The 20,755-nt window shown below is 60.9% G+C and carries 16 protein-coding genes; 3 read left to right on the forward strand and 13 right to left on the reverse strand.

Going from position 1 to position 20,755, the window contains the following annotated elements; all coding sequences use genetic code 11:
* The first annotated feature begins 30 nt into the window (after positions 1–30).
* On the forward strand, positions 31–807 hold the full coding sequence (locus HDE79_RS14515; protein ID WP_184602693.1) for a glutaminyl-peptide cyclotransferase: 777 nt from the start codon (positions 31–33) through the stop codon (positions 805–807).
* Between the two features lie 12 nt (positions 808–819).
* Here HDE79_RS14515 and HDE79_RS14520 read toward each other — a convergent pair whose 3' ends face one another.
* Positions 820–2,073 (reverse strand): TIGR03862 family flavoprotein, encoded by a 1,254-nt coding sequence (locus tag HDE79_RS14520; RefSeq protein ID WP_184602695.1) that lies wholly within the window; start codon positions 2,071–2,073, stop codon positions 820–822.
* 869 nt (positions 2,074–2,942) lie between these two features.
* On the opposite strand from HDE79_RS14520, the gene HDE79_RS14525 reads away from it, so the two are divergent.
* Positions 2,943–5,366, forward strand: a complete 2,424-nt coding sequence (locus HDE79_RS14525; protein ID WP_184602696.1) for a protease pro-enzyme activation domain-containing protein — start codon at positions 2,943–2,945, stop codon at positions 5,364–5,366.
* A gap of 116 nt (positions 5,367–5,482) precedes the next feature.
* Here the strand turns inward: HDE79_RS14525 and HDE79_RS14530 are convergent, their stop codons facing one another.
* Complete coding sequence (locus HDE79_RS14530) at positions 5,483–7,531, reverse strand: tetratricopeptide repeat-containing sulfotransferase family protein (RefSeq protein WP_184602697.1); 2,049 nt, start codon at positions 7,529–7,531, stop codon at positions 5,483–5,485.
* A gap of 165 nt (positions 7,532–7,696) precedes the next feature.
* Here HDE79_RS14530 and HDE79_RS14535 point away from each other — a divergent pair, with 165 nt between their 5' ends.
* Positions 7,697–9,115, forward strand: coding sequence for a M20/M25/M40 family metallo-hydrolase (locus HDE79_RS14535; RefSeq protein ID WP_184602698.1), 1,419 nt, complete (start codon positions 7,697–7,699; stop codon positions 9,113–9,115).
* 82 nt (positions 9,116–9,197) lie between these two features.
* On the opposite strand, the gene HDE79_RS14540 is transcribed toward HDE79_RS14535, so the two are convergent.
* From HDE79_RS14540 to gspG, 11 genes are all read right to left on the reverse strand, one after another.
* Positions 9,198–9,590, reverse strand: a complete 393-nt coding sequence (locus tag HDE79_RS14540) for a DUF1161 domain-containing protein (RefSeq protein WP_184602699.1) — start codon at positions 9,588–9,590, stop codon at positions 9,198–9,200.
* Positions 9,591–9,754: 164 nt separating this feature from the next.
* Positions 9,755–12,292, reverse strand: a complete 2,538-nt coding sequence (gene hrpB, locus HDE79_RS14545) for an ATP-dependent helicase HrpB (RefSeq protein ID WP_184602700.1) — start codon at positions 12,290–12,292, stop codon at positions 9,755–9,757.
* Between the two features lie 87 nt (positions 12,293–12,379).
* Complete coding sequence (gene gspD, locus HDE79_RS14550) at positions 12,380–15,076, reverse strand: type II secretion system secretin GspD (protein ID WP_184602702.1); 2,697 nt, start codon at positions 15,074–15,076, stop codon at positions 12,380–12,382.
* A 14-nt stretch (positions 15,077–15,090) separates the two neighbouring features.
* A complete protein-coding gene (locus HDE79_RS14555) occupies positions 15,091–15,804 on the reverse strand; it encodes a general secretion pathway protein GspN (protein WP_184602704.1) in 714 nt (237 codons plus the stop codon).
* On the reverse strand, positions 15,801–16,463 hold the full coding sequence (gspM, locus tag HDE79_RS14560; RefSeq protein WP_184602706.1) for a type II secretion system protein GspM: 663 nt from the start codon (positions 16,461–16,463) through the stop codon (positions 15,801–15,803). The genes HDE79_RS14555 and gspM overlap by 4 nt, the downstream gene beginning before the upstream one ends.
* On the reverse strand, positions 16,460–17,626 hold the full coding sequence (locus HDE79_RS14565) for a PilN domain-containing protein (RefSeq protein WP_184602708.1): 1,167 nt from the start codon (positions 17,624–17,626) through the stop codon (positions 16,460–16,462). The genes gspM and HDE79_RS14565 overlap by 4 nt, the downstream gene beginning before the upstream one ends.
* Entirely contained in the window at positions 17,623–18,456 is an 834-nt protein-coding gene (locus HDE79_RS14570; RefSeq protein ID WP_343205977.1) for a type II secretion system protein GspK, read from the reverse strand. The genes HDE79_RS14565 and HDE79_RS14570 overlap by 4 nt, the downstream gene beginning before the upstream one ends.
* Before the next feature lie 41 nt (positions 18,457–18,497).
* Positions 18,498–19,157: a prepilin-type N-terminal cleavage/methylation domain-containing protein gene (locus tag HDE79_RS14575; protein ID WP_184602712.1), complete on the reverse strand. Its 660-nt coding sequence runs from the start codon at positions 19,155–19,157 to the stop codon at positions 18,498–18,500.
* Between the two features lie 41 nt (positions 19,158–19,198).
* Positions 19,199–19,621 carry a prepilin-type N-terminal cleavage/methylation domain-containing protein gene (locus tag HDE79_RS14580; protein WP_184603050.1) on the reverse strand — a complete coding sequence of 141 codons (423 nt, stop codon included), beginning with the start codon at positions 19,619–19,621 and terminating at the stop codon, positions 19,199–19,201.
* Between the two features lie 17 nt (positions 19,622–19,638).
* Positions 19,639–20,094 carry a GspH/FimT family pseudopilin gene (locus HDE79_RS14585; protein WP_343205985.1) on the reverse strand — a complete coding sequence of 152 codons (456 nt, stop codon included), beginning with the start codon at positions 20,092–20,094 and terminating at the stop codon, positions 19,639–19,641.
* Positions 20,095–20,207: 113 nt separating this feature from the next.
* A complete protein-coding gene (gene gspG, locus HDE79_RS14590; protein WP_184602715.1) occupies positions 20,208–20,627 on the reverse strand; it encodes a type II secretion system major pseudopilin GspG in 420 nt (139 codons plus the stop codon).
* Positions 20,628–20,755 lie beyond the last annotated feature (128 nt).

Raw genomic sequence — 20,755 nt, forward strand, 5'->3', positions numbered from 1 at the left:
ATCACCCAACCAAACGACGGAATGATTCCGATGATTCGACGGCTGACTTACCTTCTCGCCTTCGCCATGCTCGCCTGCTGCACACAAGCCGGGGCAGCGATACCGGTTTATGGCTACAAGGTCGTGCACGTTTATCCACACGATATTTCTGCCTATACCGAGGGCCTGTTCTACAAGGATGGGTTTCTTTACGAGGCCACCGGTGAAGCCGGCGAATCCACCGTGCGCAAGGTGGAGCTGCAGACCGGCAAGGTACTGCAACGTTACGACGTGCCGCCGCAGTATTTCGGCGAGGGCATCGTGGACTGGAAGGGCAAGCTGATGCAGCTGACCTGGAAAAGCCAGATCGGCTTCGTCCATGACCTCAACACGTTCAAATTGGAGCGCACCTTTGCCTACCCTGGCGAGGGCTGGGCACTCACGCGCGACAGCAAGCAGCTCTACATGAGCGACGGCTCGTCCATCCTGCGCATCCTCAATCCAGACACCCTTGCGCAGACCGGCAGCATTGCCGTGACCGCCGACGGCGTGCCGGTAACCAACCTCAACGAACTGGAATGGGTGAAGGGCACCATCTACGCCAACATCTGGCTCACCAGCAAGATCGCGCTGATCGATCCGGCAACCGGCCATGTTACCGGCTGGCTCGACCTGGCCAGCCTGCTTGATATCAACCAACTACCCGAACCGGTCAACGATGTGCTCAACGGTATCGCCTACGACGCGAAACACGATCGGCTTTTCGTCACCGGCAAGCGCTGGCCAAAGCTGTTCGAGATCAAGCTCGTGAAGCAGCCCGCGCCTTGAATGCACTACAGATTACGGCGTTCCAGGCCGGCCACTTTTAATCCATTCGGCGGCTCCGCGACCGGCGATCAGCCCACTGGCGAAACAGGCGGTCAGCAGATAGCCGCCCGTTGGCGCCTCCCAATCCAGCATTTCGCCGGCGAAGAACACGCCGGGCCGCGCACGAAGCATCAGTGCATCATCCAGCGACTCAAGCCGTATGCCGCCGGCCGTGCTGATGGTCTCGGCCATTGGTCGTGGTTTGCGCAGGTGAAGCGGAAGCGCCTTGAGTTGCGCGGCCAAAGCGACCGGATCGGCCAACGTTGCCTTGGCGGTCAATTCGAATACCAGCGCGCTCTTGTAAGGATCCAACCCGGCCCGGCGGCGCAACCAGTCGCCGATGCTGTGCTTGCCGCGCGGCGCCGCAAGACGCTCAGCTAGTAGGGCCTGCGTGTAGCCCGGCACCAGATCCAGCGTAAGCACGGCTTCTCCGCGTTCGGTAATCTGCTCGCGGAGCTCGGCGCCGATCGCGTAAATCAGGCTGCCCTCGATACCGTACTCGGTAAGCACGAATTCGCCCTGCCGCGCATGCGAGGTGCCCTGACGATCGGTCCAGTGCACGACGACAGGCTTGAGTGGAGCGCCGGCGAATCGGCTGATCAGATGCTCACTCCAGGGAATTTCAAAGCCGCCGTTTGCCGGCTGCAGCGGAGCAATTCCGACACCTAGTTGCGACATCGAATCTACCCACGCACCGTCGGAGCCGAGCTGTGGCCAGCTGGCACCGCCCAGCGCGAATATCACCGTATTCGCTTTGACGATGTGCTCGCCTTGTGCGGCGGCGAAGTGCAGTGCGCCATCGTCCTGCCAGCCTAGCCAACGATGATGCATGTGAAACACGACACCGGATTCGCGCAACCGTCGCAACCATCGGCGCAAGAGCGGAGCTGCCTTGAGATCTGCAGGAAATACGCGACCCGAGCTACCGACGAACGTATCCACGCCCAAACCGCTCGCCCAGTCGCGCAAGGCCTGCGCATTGAATGCGTCCAGCCAGCGAGTGACCTCTGTCTTGCGCGTGCCAAAACGATCGACAAAGTCAGCGAAGGGTTCGGCGTGGGTCAGGTTGAGGCCGCCCTTCCCTGCCAAGAGAAATTTGCGACCCACCGAACCCATGGCGTCGTAGAGATCAACGGCGATGCCAGCAGCGCACGCGGCCTCCGCCGCCATCAGGCCAGCGGGGCCACCACCAATGATTGTCACTTGAGGAACAGCGGCTTTAGTCATTCGTGCATGGTTGCACGTTGCTTCCGCAGATCGAAACCGCCGCTTCAGCGCTTATTGCTGCAGACCCCGGCAAAGCATCGCTTTGCTTTCACGTAAGGACCAAAATTTTTGGTATTAACTCATGCCAATTAATTATTCAGGTGAACTCATCGCCGACACTAAATCGATTGTTATTTATTGCCATGGAGAATTAAGACGCTATAGATAATAAGCATTGTCTTTTTATTATCCACGAAGATCTTCGTATATTCAGCTGCCAACAGTGATATCTGAAGCGATATGAATAATATCGATCTAAACGCATCTACTTGCGAAATATGCAAGTTATTACTATTCCTGTCTGAAAATCTGCGCTCTCTTGAAGAATTTTCGCTGATCATCCGCTGGAAATTTAATGTAAATTATTGTTTTCAATGATTTATCAATCAAATTTTCTTGGGCGTGTCGAGGATGAGATCAAGGAAAAGTCGTCAGTCAGAAAATCAGAGATAGCTTAATTTCCTGCGAAAACCTTTTCAGACGGAATAAAAATAAAGCTATCCGACCGTTGTGTGATTGCAATCACCTAATACTTCAAAAAGTCCTATTGACGATACTCCAGACTTCGCCATAACGTCACAGAGTTCGCCAATCGGGAGTTTGGTAGACGGTCCTGTTACGACGTTTCTTTTTTGATTTTGACGTCGCCCTGTCAAAGCGTGCGTGTTGATCCTTGTAGAGATATTCAAAGAGGGCGTACGGAACGCAACAGGATTGCAAGGCAATCCAAGAAAGTCAGCCATGCCGTGTCTGTCCACGGCATTTATTTCATGAGGTCTTCGTGCCCCGTGCGGGCTCTTTTTGCCTCTTAAAACACTTCGGGAGTTCCAATGCAAAATCATTTCCGTCTCAAGCTGCTGGTCGCATCCATTGCCCTGGCCGCCACTGCGTCTGTCTGTGCCACCCCCGCAAGCAATGTCAGTAACGCGTTTGTCGCGCTGGCAACCCAACAAGTCAACACGCTGCGTAACGGTGACGTATCGACCGGACCGCTGGCCGTCTCGCAGCCGATGCACATCGTGGTTTCGCTCAAGTTGCGCAATAAGGATCAATTGGACAGCTTTGTGGCCAAAGCCGAACAGCCGGGTACACCGGTCGCGCAGCGTTCGATGAGTCCGGCGCAATTCGCCGCGCAGTACTCGCCGACCCAGGCGCAGGCGCAGGCCGTGGCCGATTACTTGACCAAGGCTGGCTACAAGAACGTCACCATCGCCCCGAACCGTTTGCTGGTTGAAGGCGATGCCACCTCGGACACGGTGCGCGCCACGTTCAACACCACGTTCGAGAGTGTGCGTACCCACGATGGCCGCAACGCCTATCACAATACAAGCGCCGTGATGATTCCCGCTGCGCTGCAGGACACCGTGCAGACCGTACTCGGCCTGGATAATGTGCATCTCTCGCATATATTCGCGGTCAGGTCTCACACGAACGCTGCACACCCGTTGGCTACTGGAACGGCCGTCGGTCACAACCCACTCGATTTTCCCAAGATCTACGGCGCCAGCAGCCTCCCTACCGCATCAACGGTCACGGTGGGTAACATCGTTTCGGGCCAGATGAGCGACGTGCTCAGCGACGTCAAGTCCTTTGAGAGCACCAACGGTCTGCCGTCTCTCGTGCCATCGATCGAGGGTTCAGGCAACACCGGCAGCGTCTCGGCAAGCGGCGACGGCGAATGGGATCTGGACACCCAGGACATCCTCGCGATGACCGGTGGCGTGAAAAGCCTGATCCTCTACGATGCAGCGAGCCTTTCCGACGCGGCACTCACCACCGATTACAACCTGGCTGTGACCGACGACAAGGCTGTCGTGATCAACGTCTCGCTGGGCGAGTGCGAAACCGACGCCAAATCAGCGGGCACCACCACGGCGGAAGATACGGTCTTCGAACAGGCTGTGGCGCAGGGCCAGACCTTCTCGGTGTCCTCAGGTGATTCCGGCGCCAACGAGTGCACCAGCGGCGTGACGCCGAGCTGGCCGGCCAGTTCGCAATACGTGATCTCGGCGGGCGGTACCGAGGTGTATACCACCGGCACCACCTGGGACAGCGAGACGGTGTGGAACAATCTCAGCGAGAATGAAGGTGCGACTGGCGGCAGCCCCAGCACGTTCGAGCCGATTCCCAGCTGGCAGGTGGGCGTGGGACAGAACGGTACGTCCAAGTTCCGCGGCGTGCCTGACATCGCCTATGACGCCAGTCCGGATTCCGGTGCGCTAGTCATCGTGGATGGTCAGGCAAACCAGCAGATCGGCGGCACCAGCCTGGCCTCACCGCTATTCGTCGGCGCATGGGCACGTATCCAGGGCGCGAATGGCGGTGCCCTCGGCTTTGCCGCTCCGCTGATCTACAAGGCAGCAGCTGCCAACTATGCAACTGACTTCCATGACATCACCTCGGGCAACAACAGTGGCGAGACGGCTGCCACCGGCTGGGACTACACCACCGGCTTCGGCAGCATCATCGTCAGTTCCCTTTCCAGCAACATCAGCGGCGGCGGTGGCACCACTGGCGGTACTCCAGTAGCCAATTTCAGCGACACCACCAGTGGCTTGACCGCTACTTTCACTGATTCGTCCACCGATTCGGGCGGTACCATCAGCACGCATGCGTGGACCTTCGGCGACGGTAGCACCTCGACCGCCACGAGCCCCAGCCATACCTATGCGGCCGCCGGCACCTACAGTGTGACTGAGACCGTGACCGACAGCGTCAGCGGCACGACCAGCGCCAAGACGGCATCGGTAACGGTCAGCAGCAGTGGCGGCGGTACGCCGACCCAGCTGCTCGTCAACACCGGCTTCGAAACCGGCAAGGCGACACCATGGACCCTATCGTCGGGCGTCCTTTGCACGAGCAGCAGCTGCGGCAGCAGCGAGAGCCCGCATGCAGGTTCGTGGTTCGCATGGCTCGATGGGTACGGCAGCTCGCACACCGATACGGCATCACAATCGGTAGCGATTCCAAGCGGCAAGACGACGGCGACCTTGCAGTACTACCTGCATATCGACTCGACCAAGAGCACAGCGGCCGATACCTTGACCGTGCAGGTGCTGAATTCGTCCGGCACGGTGCTGAAGACCCTGTCGACCTTCACCAGCCTCAATACCAACACCGGTTACGCGGTGGAGACCGCCAATCTGGCCGCGTACATCGGTCAGACCGTCACCATCAAGTTCACCGGCAAGGAGACTTCGTCGTCGGGTAACACCGACTTCACGCTCGACGACGTCACCCTGACCGTGCAGTAAGCCAAGCAAACCGGACAGCCGCCAGAACAAGCGGCTGTTACGGCAATCCAACGTAAAGAGCCCGGTCGTAAGGCCGGGCTCTTTTTTTAGTGCGCCTGGCAAAACGCCCCGCTAAATCACCGATAGTCTTTGACGATATCCAGCAACGGGCTCAGATATGCCTCGAAGTGTTTCCAGCGCGCTATGGATGATCGGTAGATCGGTTTGCGTACCTGGGCGATGCTGGCGGTTTTAACGACACGCTTGTTCCGGTGGAAGTCGAGGCAGCGCTCGTCCCAGGGCAGGCCGAGGTGGTCAAGCAAACGTCGCGCCTGGCCCTCGGTATCCGTCACCATATCCTCGTAGCGCACGTCCAGCACCGTGCCCGTCGGCAGTACGCGGTGCCAATGCTGCATCAGCTGAATGTAACGCACGTAATAGCGTCCCACCGTGTCCAGACTGTAGGCGAAATCGAGATTGTTGTTTGCGAACAGGCGCGAGTAACACGAGAAGCACGAGTCCATCGGATCGCGCATGGCATGGATGATCCTGGCATGCGGCAGCATCAGGTGAATCATGCCCACGTGCAGAAAATTGGCCGGCATCTTGTCGGTGATGCGTTCGGCTTCTGGTGCCAGTCGCCAAATGCGTTCGATGTAAGTTTCGCCCAGGCGATGGAACTCATCGGCCGACAATGTGGCGACGACTTCCGGATAGGCATCTACCTGTTCACCCGTTTTCGTGGCGATGGAATGCACTACATCGTCCAAGTCGCTCAGCTCGCCAGCGCCATAAACACCGGGATAGGTAGACAGGATCTGCTCGATCAGTGACGTACCCGAACGCGGCATGCCTATGATGAAGATCGGTGCCTTGTCTGCGTAAGCCGGCTTCGGCCGACTGGCAAAGAATGAGGCGCTGAATACCGATTGCAGGCGTTCCAGCAGCGCCACCTCACGTGCTTCGTCGTGTGGAAATTGCTCGTGCTGCAAGCGATTTCCCTCCGCATAGGCGGTGAATGCATCCTCGTAGCGGCCAACATCTTCGCGCATCTTGCCCAAGGCAAACCAATAGCTGATGCGCCCTGTTCTCGGCAACGTGGGAAGTTGATGCTGCTGGCTTTCGAACAGGCCGAGGTGGTGATCGTCGGCGGTATAGGTTTTGAGTGGCGAGAGATTGCAATGCGACTGAATGAAATCCGGCTTGATCGCGATGGCGGCCTCGAAACACTGACCGGCCTCTTCCAGGCGACCCTGCCGCTTGAGACACAGGCCCAGATTGTTGAGCGCCCGCAAATGATTGGGCGCGATCTTCAACGCGCACCGATAGCTTTGTTCCGCGTCGAGTTGCCGCTTCTGGTCGCGCAGGATGTTGCCGAGATTGAAATGCGTCTCGGCATATCCATCGTTGAGCGCCAGCGCCTGACGATAGCTGGACTCCGCTTCAACCATGCGGCCCTGGTCGCCAAGCGCATTGCCTAGATTTGTGTGTGCCTCGACATAGTTCGGGTCGATCGCCAATGCGCGGCGATAGCAGGCCTCAGCGTCGGCCTTGCGGCCCTGGCTGCGATACACGATACCCAGGCTGTTATGCACCGGTGCGTCGTCCGGGCGCGCTGCCAGAACGCGAAGCAGATGCACCTCTGCTTCGCCGGGTAGGCCGGCGGCGATGAGGGCATGGCCGAGCTTGGCATGGGCTTCGACGAAATCCGGCCGAATCGCCAGCACGTGCCGATAGCTGTCCATCGCATCCTTCAGCCGGTCCTGTGCGCTTAGCGCATTGCCAAGGTTGAAATGTGCTTTGAAATGATCCGGCCTGATCGCAACGGCACGACGATAACTGTCGGCGGCATCACTCGGCTGCCCTAATGCCATCAAGCTGTTGCCCAGGTTGTAGTGCACGTTGGCATCGTGCGGCAAAAGGACGGCGGCTTGTTGCTCGACGGCGACGGCCTCCACCATCTGCCCTTGTGATTTGAGCGACGCGCCAAGCGCCTTCCAGGCAAAGCCGTGTTCGGGAAAGCGGGCGATAAGCTTTCGCGCCAGCGCTTCGGCTTCAGTGTGCCGTTGCTGGTTAACCAGATTGGCAAGCGCATCGATGTCCCGCTGGCCAGGTGAACCGGCTACCAGCGGCGTCGAATCCGAAGAATGCTGCGCTCGATACTCCATCCTCTCATTGTGCGACAAGGTTGGCCTTCGCGGTAAGTGACAACGCAGACCTCGCAAGCTGCTGCGAACACACGCATAAAGCCAAACATGTTTTGCCGATCGATCACACCGTCAACTATTTACGCCAGCAATTATCAGCCTAAGAGTTGTATCGTGTTCGTCCCTTGACGGTGAGCAAATACGATGTATCGAAGCCTGCAAATTTTTGCCTTTTCCATGCTGGCAGCCGCGAGCATCGGCGCTCTGGCACAAACTTCCTCCATTGCGTCGTACGATCAACCTGCCCTGCAAACGCTGGCCAGCGCACCGAGTGAAGCCGAATTGCGTACGACCATCACCAAGCTGGTCAGCTTCGGTACGCGCCACACGATGTCGGATACCACGTCGAAGACACGCGGCATCGGTGCTGCTCGTCAATGGGTGAAATCGCGCTTTGAGAGCATCTCGCACGATTGCGGCGGCTGCATCGAAGTGGTTACACCATCGCAGACGTTCACCGGCAAACGATTGCCCACGCCAACCGAAGTGATGGACGTGGTCGCGATCAAGCGCGGCAAGGGCGATCCCAATCGGGTGATCGTGATGACCGGCCACCTCGATTCACGCGTCACCGACGTGATGAACAGCAAGAGCGATGCGCCGGGCGCCAATGACGACGCATCCGGTGTGGCAGCATTGATCGAGGCAGCTCGTCTGCTGTCCAAGCAGGACAATCAGGCCACGCTGGTATTCGCCGCCTTGTCCGGCGAGGAGCAAGGCCTCTACGGCGGCAAGGTGCTGGCCGACTACGCCGTGGCGCAAGGCTGGCAGGTAGAGGCCGACTTGAACAACGACATTATCGGCAATAGCCGCGGCCAGAACGGCGCGATCGACAACACCTCGGTGCGCGTGTTTTCCGAGGGCACCAAGAGCAACGAAACCGCTGCGCAGGCAACCTATCGCCGCTATCACGGCGGTGAGGTGGATTCGCCCTCACGCAATATGGCCCGCTACATGGCGAATCTGGCCGATACCTACCTGCCTGATCTGCACGTGCACATGATTTATCGCACCGACCGCTATGGCCGCGGCGGCGATCAAGTGCCATTTCTGGAGGCCGGCTTCCCCGCAGTGCGCGTGACCGAGTCGCACGAGGATTACACCCGGCAGCATCAGGATCTACGTATCGGAAATACCGACAAGGATCGGGGCGTGCGTTACGGCGACACCATCGATGGTATCGACTTCCGTTATCTGGCCCACGTTACCGCGCTCAATACGCTGACAATGGCCGCGCTGAGCCGTGCACCCGCACCGCCAACGGGCGTGGAGACCGAGGGCGCGCTGGCCACCGACACCACAGTGAAATGGAACAAGGTGTCCGGCGCCATCGGCTATCTCGTGCACTGGCGCGACACGACGGCGCCGCAGTGGCAATACAAGCAAAGCGTCGGCGATGACGATCACACTGTACTGAAGGATGTGGTGATCGACGACTGGTTCTTTGGTGTCTCGTCCGTATCGGCAGACGGCTATGAAAGCCCGGTCGTGTTTCCCGGCGACTCCGGCAGCTTTACGCGCTCACCGGCACCAGCCTCGAGCAGCACCGCTGCCAATCATTAAGCGCAAAAGCCCGGGCGAAATAAACCCGGCTGAAATGATAAGGGCGCCTCGAGGCGCCCTTATCTGATTTGCAAAAGCTTGCTCAACCGCCGCTGGAAGCTGCCGGCGCTGGCGCAGCTGAATCATCTGCCGCTTTCTTCGTATGGTGATGTTTTGGCTTCGTCGGTGCCGGTGCGCTGCTTGAATCGGCAGGTGCCGCACTGTCGGCTGACGAGCTGTCCGACGAGGAGCTGGAGCTGTCCGAACTGGATGCCTCACCACGCGTGTAGACAATTTTCTTGTCGCCTTCGCACTGGCCGACGACCTTGCCGTTAGCATCGGCCTGGTCTCCGGACACAACGTCCAGCTTGTAGTCGGATACACCCTTGGCCTTGATCTTGGCATCGATGCTGGACTTCACATCATCGCAGGATGCATGGGCCATCACTGGCAGGGCGAGCAACAGCAATGCCATCATTCCAAAACGCTTGTTCATGGGCTTTCTCCTCTGGGGTCAACAATCCTAAGATCAAACTATTCCGCTGATAAAACACCTGCCACGATGAATTTCAGGTGCAAGCTTCATTGTACGGAACAAATATTACCGGTAGCCACCGAGCGCAAGAAGGTCGTCATATCCTCCACCGTGCGCTCGCGCCATCAGGTGCCGCGAGGCTTCGCACGATGCGTTGGCACGGCGGTCCATGGATCATCCGGCCATGGATGGCGCGGATAACGACCTTTCAATTCCTTCTTCACTTCCGGGTAAGTGCGCTCCCAGAAGCCTTTCAGATCCTGCGTCACCTGAATTGGCCGGCCGGCCGGTGACAGCAGATGCAATGTCACCGGAATGCGACCGCCGCCGATGCGCGGCGTATCGGCGAGGCCGAATAGCTCCTGCAGTTTTACAGCGAGCACTGGCGGCTCGTCCGGCGCATAGTCGAGCCGGCGCTGCTGGCCGCTGGGTACCATGAGGCTTTCCGGCGCCTGCGCGTCGAGCATGCGGCGCTGTTCGTAATCGAATAGCGAGGCCAGCGCCTGCGAGAGTTCGTCCGCACCCAACGCATCAAGTCCGCGCTTGCCATTGAGATAGGGTGAAAGCCAGATGCCGATTGAATCGAGCAGTGCAGTATCGGACACGTCCGGCAGCCCGAGCTCCGGCATCCACGCCCGCAAGGCCTGCATGCGCGCACGCAGTCGTTTCGCCTGATCGCCCCACGGCAAGGTCTCGATGCCGCGCGCGCGCACCACAGCCAACAGCGCCGGCAGTGCATCTTCCGGCCGCACCGGTACGCTGCGCCGCTCCAGCACGATGGCGCCGAAACGACGTTCGTCGAACGCTTCGATCACCGCGCGCTGCTCGTTCCAGCGCAGCGTGTGCTCGCGAGAAAACTGCGCCGGATAATCGCGCTCCAGCACCAAAGGATCGAGCGGCGCGGCGACAAGAATCAGGCTGTCGCGTGCCTCGTGACGCAGATCCAGCACGACCAGCCAGGGCTCGCCGTGCAACGAGGTATTCTCATGCAGGCGCGCGCCACGACCGTTGGCCAGTGTGTAGCGCAGCAGATTGGACTCGTCGCGGCGCGCCACCCGATCGGGAAAGGCGTGCAGCAAAAGATCGCCGACCGCATGGCTATCCGGCACACCGCTGGCGGCCGTTCGGACGTCCAGACGTCTGCGCCATCCCTTGCTGATCTGTTCAATGGCTGCCAGCGCACCGCTATCGACGTCATGGCGTGCTGAAGGCCCCCGGCGATCGCGCCACGCATGCAAGGCGGCGACGCGGACACGAAAATCATCGCTGCGCGCCTGTTCGCCACGCATCGGCGAACGCGCCTCCATCAAGGCAAGCAGATCGGCGATCAGCGGGCGCCATGCTGACGGCGCGCGCCATGCCGCAGCGGCCAATCGCGAACTCGCACCCAACTCCAGCATGGCGCGCCCCATGGCGGTGATACGCGTGGTGGCATCCAGCGCACCGAGTCTGATCAGCAACTCGCGCGCCTGTGCCAGTGCGCCAGCAGGCGGTGGATCGAGCCAGCGCAGCGTGTCTCTACTGCTTGCGTTCAAGCCCCAGGCCGCCAGTTCGAGCGCCAGCCCGGATAATTCGGCATGGCTGATTTCGGCGCGCCGCGCTGATTCCAGCCGTTTGCTTTGCGGCCACAGGCGATAGGCCGTACCGGGCGCCACACGACCGGCGCGACCCGCGCGCTGATCGGCCGAGGCCTGTGAAATGCTTACGGTTTCCAGCCGTGTGAAGCCGGAGTTCGGATCGAAACGCGGCTCGCGCGCCAGCCCCGCATCGATCACCGCACGGATGCCTGGCAGGGTCACACTGGATTCCGCCACATTGGTGGCCAGCACGATACGCCGCATGCCTGACTCGGCCGGCGCCAGCGCCGCCTGCTGTTCGACCTGCGACAGCTCGCCGTGCAACGCGATGACTTCGATACCGTCCGACGTGATCGTTTGTGCAAGCGCATTTTTAGTACGAACAATTTCCCGCTGTCCCGGCAGAAACGCGAGTACGTCACCCTCGTTCTCTTCCAGCGCCTGCCGCGCGATGCGCGCCAGATGATGCTCCACGGTTTCCTGCGTGCGCGCCGGTGGATGCTCGATGCGTACAGGGAAACTGCGGCCTGGGCTGCTGATACGCGGCGCATCCAGCCATTGCGCGATGCGCTCACCATCCAGCGTCGCGGACATCACCAGCAATCGAAGATCCGGGCGCAAGGTGGCCTGTACATCCAGCGCGAGCGCCGCACCGAGATCACCGGCGAGGTGCCGTTCGTGGAATTCATCGAACAGGATCGCTCCGATGCCGGTGAGTTCCGGATCGTCCTGGATGAATCGGGTGAGGATGCCTTCGGTGACCACCTCGATACGCGTCACCACGCTCACTTTCGATTCGAAGCGAATGCGGTAGCCGACGGTCTCACCGACCGCTTCGCCGAGCTGCTGCGCCATGAACTGCGCAGCCGCTCGGGCGGCAATGCGTCGTGGCTCCAGAACGATGATTTTCTTGCCCGCAAGCCACGCAGCATCGCGCAAGGCCAGCGGCACCTGGGTTGTTTTACCGGCGCCGGGCGGGGCTTCCAGCACCAGTCGCGGATGATCCGCAAGCGACGCGCAGATGTCCGGCAGCAGCGGCGTGATCGGAAAAGTCGTGATCAGGGAAGTGGGCAGCGGAACATTCATCGTCGCCGATGATAGCGGCTGGGGCGCCACTCGTTAGGCAGCGTCAGGACAAGCCCTCCGTGGCTCGCCCGTCGACGCGATACAAGGTCAAGGAGTTGCCAGGCAACTGTTCTCCTGCTTGCGCGCCGCATCGACGCTACCGAGTCGATTGCTGTGCTCACGCGCTTGCGCAATGACCTGCCAGTTGCGCTCGCACAGCGAACCATGATGCGAACCCTGTCGCCACGACTGCATTGCCAGATCCTGCGCGGTCGCATAGTCGGACTGGCGCAGCGCATCTTCCGCATGCTGTTGCAGTTGCCCAGGCCAGTTCGGTGCCGGAACACCCGTCGACGCAGCGCTTGCCGATGGGGTATTGGACGATACGGGCAGCGCCCCTGGCGCCGATGACTGCAGCGCGGTGGAAAGGGCCAGGGCCATCGGCGTGGTGGGTGCAGTTGATGCGCGCAACGGCTGCAACGATTCAAACTTGCTCTGATAATCGCTAGTCACCTGCTTGGCATCCTCACTGCTGCGGATCACTTTGGGCGTGATCAGCACGATCAGCTCTGTGCGCGTGCGGCTTTTGCTGGTGGTGCCAAACAGTCGACCCAGCACGGGAATGTCGCTGAGAAACGGAACACCGGTGTTGCCCACCTCGTTGTCCTGGGTTATCAGACCTCCCAACAGCACAGTCTGGCCACTCTGTACTGCAACCTGGGTCGACACATCGCGCTGGGCGATGGTGGGGTTGCCCTGCGAATTGGTCGTCGTCGATGCCGTGCTTACCTGTTGATGCACATTCAGATACACCAGACCGCCTGGATTCACACGCGGCTGCACATCGAGGATGACGCCGGTAGGAATATACGTGACCGTACTGGCGGTGGTGTCGGTAGTAGTGGTGCCACCCAGGCCAATCAATGACGTCTGGTTGACCGGTATCTGGTTGCCGACCTGGATATGCGCCAGCTGGTTGTTCATCACCACCATGGAGGGCGCGGACAGCGTCTTGGAATTGGCGCTGGTTTCCATCGCACTGATCGCGACCTGGGTATTGCTGTTGATGAAGGAATAGAAGAGTGTGTCTGCGCTGGTGGGCACCGTGCCGCCGCCGCCTGCGCCGATATTGCGATGGCGGTACGTCTGGCCCGGCGTGATCGTGGTGCCGGAAGTAGTGGAGCCGGTCAGCCCGTCAAGGTAGTACTGCACGCCGAACGCGAACTGGTTCGTGAGCGTCACCTCGAGGATGCGCGTTTCGATCTGTACCTGCAGCGGCACGTTGTCGAGCTTCTTGATGGCTTCCTGCATCTCCTTCCACTGCGACGGCCGAGCGCGGACCAGCAGCTGATTGTTGCTGTCGACCGAGCTGATGCGGACGCTGCCGTCGCTGGATGTGTACTGCTGATCACTTGAAGCATCGCTGCCGTTGCCGCCCGCACCACTGGCGCTGCCACCGACGCCACTACCGAGGCTGGATGACGAACCGCTTGAACTCCCAATGCCACCGCTCGTATTCAATCCACCACTGCTGCTGCCCAGACCGCCCAGTCCGGACGTACCGCTTGAACTGCCCAACCCGCCGAGGCCACTGGTGCCGGACGAGGACGATCCGAAGCTGCCGGCGGTGCTGCCCAAGCTTTGCGAGCTGCTGTTGTTGCCGCTTCCCAGCGTACCGCCGGTCAGGCCCGGACCGACCTTGCCATTGGCATCGCTGCCGTTGCCGGAACCCGAACCGTTGGCATAGATCTGCCCCAGGTATTTGGCGAGATCGGATGCCTTGAGGTTGCGCACGTCGTAGACGAACAGCTGTGGCTCGTTGCCACCACCGGCGTCGATCTTGGCAATCCAGTCGCCGACTTCCTGCAGGTACTGCGGCTGTGTGCTGATCACCACCATCGCATTGGTGCGTTCGATCGGGATAAAGCGCAGCGTGCCAGCCAGCGGCGTATCACCATGTTCGCCGAACATGCCATCGAGTTTCGGCATCAGCTCATCGACCTTGGCGTACTGCAGGTTGAATACGCCGATCGACATGCCGCGCAGCCAATCGACGTCGAAGGTTTTCACCATGCTGGAATAATTGGCCAGCTCTTCCGGCGTACCGGACATCACAATGAGATTGCGCGAAGGGTCTGCCAGCAGCACGGCATCCTGCCGGGCGAACGGCTTGATCAGCTTCTGCATCTCAGTAGCGGAAATGTAGCGCAACGGGAAAAGTCGCGACTGCAGACCACCTGATGGTGCGTTAGCGCCCAGGCTGGGCACCATATTGCCGGCCACGGCATCTTTTTCAGGCAGCACGACATAGCCGCCGGCGCGCTTGACCAGCGCGTTGTGGGTCCACGACAGCAGGGTCTCCAGTATCGGCAATGCCTGGCTGCTGTCCACCGGTTCGGAGGTAGAGAACGAGATATTGCCTTGCACGCCCGGCACGATGGTGTAGTTCTGTTTGAGCAGATCGCCGAGGATCGCCTTGACTACCGCCTGCACCGGCTGATTCTCGAAATTGAAGGTCACTGCGCCGTCGCCGGTTGCCGCTGGACGCGGCGTGCTCAACGCAGTGGGATGGATGAAGTTGCCCGTACCCGGGCTGATCTCCGACTTCGGCGTGGCAGCGCCGCTGCCTCCGTTGAGATCGTTGTTGAGCGGCAGCGGTGCTGGCACCGGATTTTGCGTGCCGGCCATCGCTTCGCGCTGCAGCGCGCTGTCGTCGTGCACCTGCGAGCTGGCGCAACCGACCAGCCACACGGTCAAGGCGATGGTGCTGGTGCGCAGAACATGTTGAGTGAGCTTGCGAAACATGAATCACCTACTCCTTAGTGAGATGCCGCGGCGCGTTCGGCGCGGCGTCTCTGATTTGCCTGTTTGATTCGATCGAGCAACGGTGACGCGGGTGGCGCATCCTGCGGTGGTTGTGCATTGCCGGGCGGTCCCGGTTGTCGTCCGACGCCATGCGGCCCGATGCGGATCATCGCGTCGGCGGGCACCGGTTGATTGTTGGCGTTTGCATCCCCGTTCGGCATTCCCGGTACAGCCGCCTTTGGATCATCGAATGGTGCCCCCGCCGGCAGCTTCAACTCGGTTCGACCACCGGATGCATCGAATAGTGCCGAGCGCGGACGAACTTCCACCAGCTTTACACTGCCATCGGGCATCGCCTCACCCTCGTGCAGGCGAATCTGGCGATCGCCGTTCTTGTCATGCAGCAAGGCCATGTGCAGGCCCGACGTGAGAATGATGCCGGTGAGCGTGAGATCACCCAACGATGTGCCTCCATTGGCAATGCGGGCTATCGGCTTGCGATCAGGAGTGAACAACGGCTTCTGCCAGACCAGCGCGAAGCTTTGCAAAGGCAGCGGTGTCGGCAGATTGGCCGCGTTGTTGCCCGGTGGCAGCATGGTTGGCGGTCGTGGCGTATTCCAGTGCACCTTGCGCCCTACGCCGCTCAGCAGGAGCAGCAACACGATCGCCAGCAGCGCGACGATCGCAGCAAGCATCGGCGTCAGACGTCGTTGATTGGCAGCATTCATGGCGCAGCTCCCTGTCCCGGTACACGCGGGCCTGCCGGAACCAGCGGCGAAGCCGCTGGCGTATCGTGTGCAGGACGCACGTAGCCGGACAGTGTGAACTGCACCTCGAGCGGTGCCGCGTTATTTTGCTGCGCCGCGACCGGATTGCGATAAATGCTCAGGTCATCAATGAATACGTAGGGCGTGCCCTGCTCCAGCGCCTGCAGCACTTGGGCCAGCGACTCGATATCACAGCTGAGGTTGATACTCACGGCCGCCTTGCGATACGGCTCACCGGGCGTCGCTGGTGGGTTGGGTATCGGTACCTTCTGGCTCACCACACAGCTGCCGCCCTGGGTGCTGGTACCGACCACGTCGACCACGCGCTGCATCAAATCAGCCGCAGCCGTATTCGGATCATCCTCGGCCAGAAACGCGTTGCTGCTGGCCTGTCCCGCACCGAGCGTGGCAATGCGTTGCTGCAGCGCCGGCTTTTCGGCAATCGCCGCAGCGAAGCGGCCCTGCGTATCGCGCAGGTCGACCATGTCGCTGCTGATCTGCTTCAGCGGCGCCACGAACCACCAGTGCAACAGCACGAAATAGCCGATCACCAGTGCTACCAGCAGCAGGCTGATCGCGGCAAGGCGACTGTCACGCGGATTGAGGCTGAGCTTTTTCATGGCACGCCTCCACCAACCGCCGTAGCCGACGGCTTGCCTTTGCCGGCGGCCGGCTGACGCAGCTGCGCGGTCAGATAGAACCGTTCCTTGCCCGTGGTGGGATCCGGCTGGATGCTGCCCTGAAAACTGGCGTTCGTGATCAGGGTGGAATCCTTCAGCGCGTCGAGCAACTTGGCCGCCTGCACGCTCTGACCCTGCAATCCGACCTGGCCGGTGTTGTCGACGCTGAAACGCTCCAGCCATGCCGTGTCGGGCAGGCGCGTCGTGATCTCCTGCATCAGGCTGAGCATGCTGACGGTGCTTTTCTTGCGCTGAGCCAGAAAGCCGGCGGCGCCCGCATTGTCCTGCAACTGCTGCCGCAGCGAGGTGACCTGCTGCGCGTCGCTGCGCATGCTTTCCACCGTGTCCTGCATGTTCGCCAGCGCAGCCTGCCTGTTGTGCAACCAGGTGGCCAGCGTCAACAACAGCAGCACAACAGCAACAGCCGCCAATGCGAGATTCAAACGCAGGCGCGGCCGCACGCGCCGCGTTGTCTGCTCAGGCGGCAGCAGATTGACGCCGAGCCGATCATTGCCGACCGCCAAATCGACGGCATCGATCGGAATGCTCAGCGTACCCAGAAGTGCCAACAGCGGATCGAGCGTGCTGCGCGTCACCGCTACCAGCTCCGCATTGAAGCGTCCGGCTGCTGCCGGCTGCGGCAGTTCGCGCACCGCGTAATACACCTGCGCCGCACTGAACGGCGTCTGCCGATCGATCTCGAACGCCATCACTTGCAGCAGGTTGTCGCGTGCCGCCAGCGGCAAGGCGAGCGTGCGGCGCAAGACGGCAGCTGTCGGCAGCAACAACGCCAGCCGTAGATCTTCAGGGTCGATATTTTTCAGCGCGCTGGTCAACGTGGTCTGCTGGATCAGGCTGTCATCGCTGTCGTTCCAGCGCGTCATCGGCAGACTGTTGCCCGCGCGGCGCAGCGACCACTGCGTACCCTCATGCTGCAGCAGATACCAGTCCGCGCCACCGCTGAAAAAACTCTGCCAGCGCACCGGCAGCAGAACGCGCAGCTCGCCGCCCCACCAGCGGAAAAAATCCGGCAGCGGTGAACCACGCCAGGCGCGGCGCATGCGATCCACCAATGGCCGCAGCGACTGCGTAGCCGTACTCATTCTTCGTCCCCCTCCTGCCAGCGCAGCACCGCAAAGGGTTGCGCACCGGTTTGTCCCTGCTGTAAACGCATCGTCGCGCGCAGCACTGCACGCGTACCGTCGGCCAGTGTCGCCTCCGACCGAATACTATGCGTTACTCCGTTGTTGAGAACCATACCGGCATCGCTGGCGCCCTTCTGCCTTGCCGCGTAAATGATGGCTTCCTGCGCCGCTGTCATGCCGGGAATCGCTGCCAGTGCAAGCGGTGGCGCCGTGTTGGGATCGGGCGCCGCATTGCCGGACCAGATCGTGATGTCCGGGGCAATTACGCGATAGAGCGCTGGCGTCATCCCCAGCACCATCTGCAACTCCTCGATACTGACGAACGGGCCATTGCGCGGACCGTAATCATGTCCGGCCGCCGCATAAGCCGCGCGACGCTTGTCAAGGTCACTCGCCATCAATGGAGCGCTGCGCCAGTCCACGACGTTGGCAGCCAGTGATTGGGCTGCCGCCTGCGGCGTGCCCGCCGCCTGAAACAGCGCCTGCAGGATTTGCGGCGTGGCCGCATTCAGATCCACCTTGCCGTTTTCGCCAATGGCAGCGACCTTGATCTCGGCGGCGTCGAATGCGAAAGAATAAATACGTCCATCGCCGATCCAGCGATTCTTGTTGATCGGATCCTGCAGGCCGTAAAAAGCACGCATGATGCCGGCCTCGGCAGCGTAATGCGCCTGCGTCTGCGCGAACTGATAGCGTGCCTGCAGACCCTCGGTACGGGCCAGCGCGGCGTAACCACCCAGCAAAATCGCCAGCAATGTGCAGGCCCATAGCACCAGCAGCAGCGCCACGCCGCGCTGACTTGACCTTGAGTGATGAACCAACGCCCGCGTCATCGCGCGCCCCCGCTCACCGCATTCAGCGGCTGCAGACCAGTGGCTGCACCGCTGGCCAGCGGATTGACCCGCAACGGAACCTCGATCAACGGCCACGCGTAATTGCCCTGCGGCTGCAGCTGCACGCGCACGAGCAGCGGCAGCAGCCGTCCATCCGGCCAGGCGGCAGACCATGGCACCTTCTGGCCCAACGCATCCAGCCCGCGATAGGCAAAGCCGCCGCTTCTGATGTGATCGAGCAAGACCTGCGGGTCGCCCAGTGCTTTCGGCGGCGATCCATCCGGCGGCAGCAAGGCGAGACTGAACACCAGGCTGGCATCGCCGTGGCCATCATCGACCAGCTTCAGACTCTGCAGCTGCGGCCCAAGCTTGCCGAGATAGCCAGGCAGCGGCGCGACGTAACGCATTTCGTGCGCGTCGCCCTGGAAATAGATGTTCTCGCCGCGCTCGTTCTTGCTGATCGGCTGGGCCATGCTCTGCGCGAGCTCGCGCTGCAGAAACTGCTGCGCCGAGCGGATCTGGTCGATCCGCTCCACCGCCGCCGTGCCCGAACGCACGCTATGCGTGGCCGTGCGCAAGCCCGAATACACGCCGATCAGCAGCAGGGCAAGCAGCACCAGCGATGCCAGCACTTCGAGCAAGGTGAAACCGGCCATCGGCCTAGGAGACTTTGTAAAGGCTCTAAGCACGGCAGAATTCATGGTGCCGGCCGCATCATGTTGGCGGCATCCTGGCCGGCTAGCCGCAACGTGCGGAAGTGGGCCGAACGTGGATGCCCGATCGGCCCCCACAGCACATCCAGATCCAACTGATATAAATGCAGCGGGGCGGCCGGTGGCTGGATGCCGGCATCGTTCCACGGCGTCACAGCGAGCTGCCAGCGGAACTGGTTGTTGAACTGACCCGCACTGCTGCCCGTCTTGATCGGCTCTCCGATGAAAGCGCTATCGAGCAGGCCTCGCGCCCACAACGCCGCCTCGCTATAGCCGGCCGCATTCTGGGTGAGGCTGATCGAACCGCCGGCCACTTTCATCAACGCAGCAAAAGCGATGGCCAGCAGCATGATGGCGGCGATCACTTCGATCAGGCTGAAGCCGCGCTGCGCGCGCCTGGTCTGCATACGTGACAAACGGCAACTCATTGCATCGCCACCGTCGTATCGACTACGCGCACTTCGCCAGTCAGCCACGACACGTTGACGTGCCACTCGCGCTTGCCGCTGGTCAAGGTGATGCGGCCGCCGGTGGAGCTGCCATCGGGGAAAAAGCGGATGCGTCCGGTGTAATCGTTCGGCTGGTCGTCCTTCGCGCTGGTGACGCTGAGCTGCAAACCTTTTGGCAGTGGCACGTTTTGCTGCTTCAGGTTGCGGTAGCTGTTGCTGCGCGTATCGATATCGAAATTCTGCTGCTGGCCCTTCACGATCGCCTGCGCCCGCGTGGCGCGCAGCGCGCCGGCCAATTCGCTGCTGGCTGCGTTTATCCGCGCACTGGCCAAACCTTGCGTGACCGAAAACGATACCGCCGCGGCCGCTATCCCGATAAGCAGGATGACGGCGAGCATTTCGAGGAGGGTGAAGCCATGCGCGCGCTTGATACGCGCAGGGAACGGAGAATGGAGCGCGTGGAACGCAAGAGCAGCGACACTCGCCTGCTCTTGTTGCTCACTCGCCACTAGACCACCTCGGGCGGCTCCCCGTTCCCTGATGTTCATTGCCAGTTACCAACATCCTGACTGTAGCCATCACCACCGGGCTTGCCGTCCTGACCATAGAAGATCAGATCGAAGCTGCCGTGTTGGCCCGGATACTGGTAACCGAATTGATGGCCCCAGGGATCTTTCAACTCGGACTCTTTCGCGTACGGTCCCTGCCAGTTAGTGGCATTCGCCGGCTTGGTCATCAGATCGTCCAGCTGCTGCGGCGGCGAGCCGTTGTCGAGCGCATAGTTTTCGATCTTCTGGCTCAGCGTCATCAGTTGCGCCTTGCCCGCACCGTACTTGCCCTTGTCGACGTTCTTGCCAACCTGGGTCACCACCACCGCACCGATGATGCCGATCAATACGATCACCGCCAGCATTTCGAGCAGGGTGAAGCCTTTCGAGCGCGAAGTGTTGAGGGAGCCACCCAAGGTGGCCCGGCGGGAAATAGCAAGCGGGGAACGCGAACGCCTCGATGCAGCAACAGCTTCGACTTTGGCGCTTCCCTGATCCCTGAACCCGACTCTTGGTTCCCGCTTCATCAAATCATGCATCGTGT

The organism is Rhodanobacter sp. MP1X3 (genome assembly GCF_014207165.1).
GTDB lineage: Bacteria > Pseudomonadota > Gammaproteobacteria > Xanthomonadales > Rhodanobacteraceae > Rhodanobacter.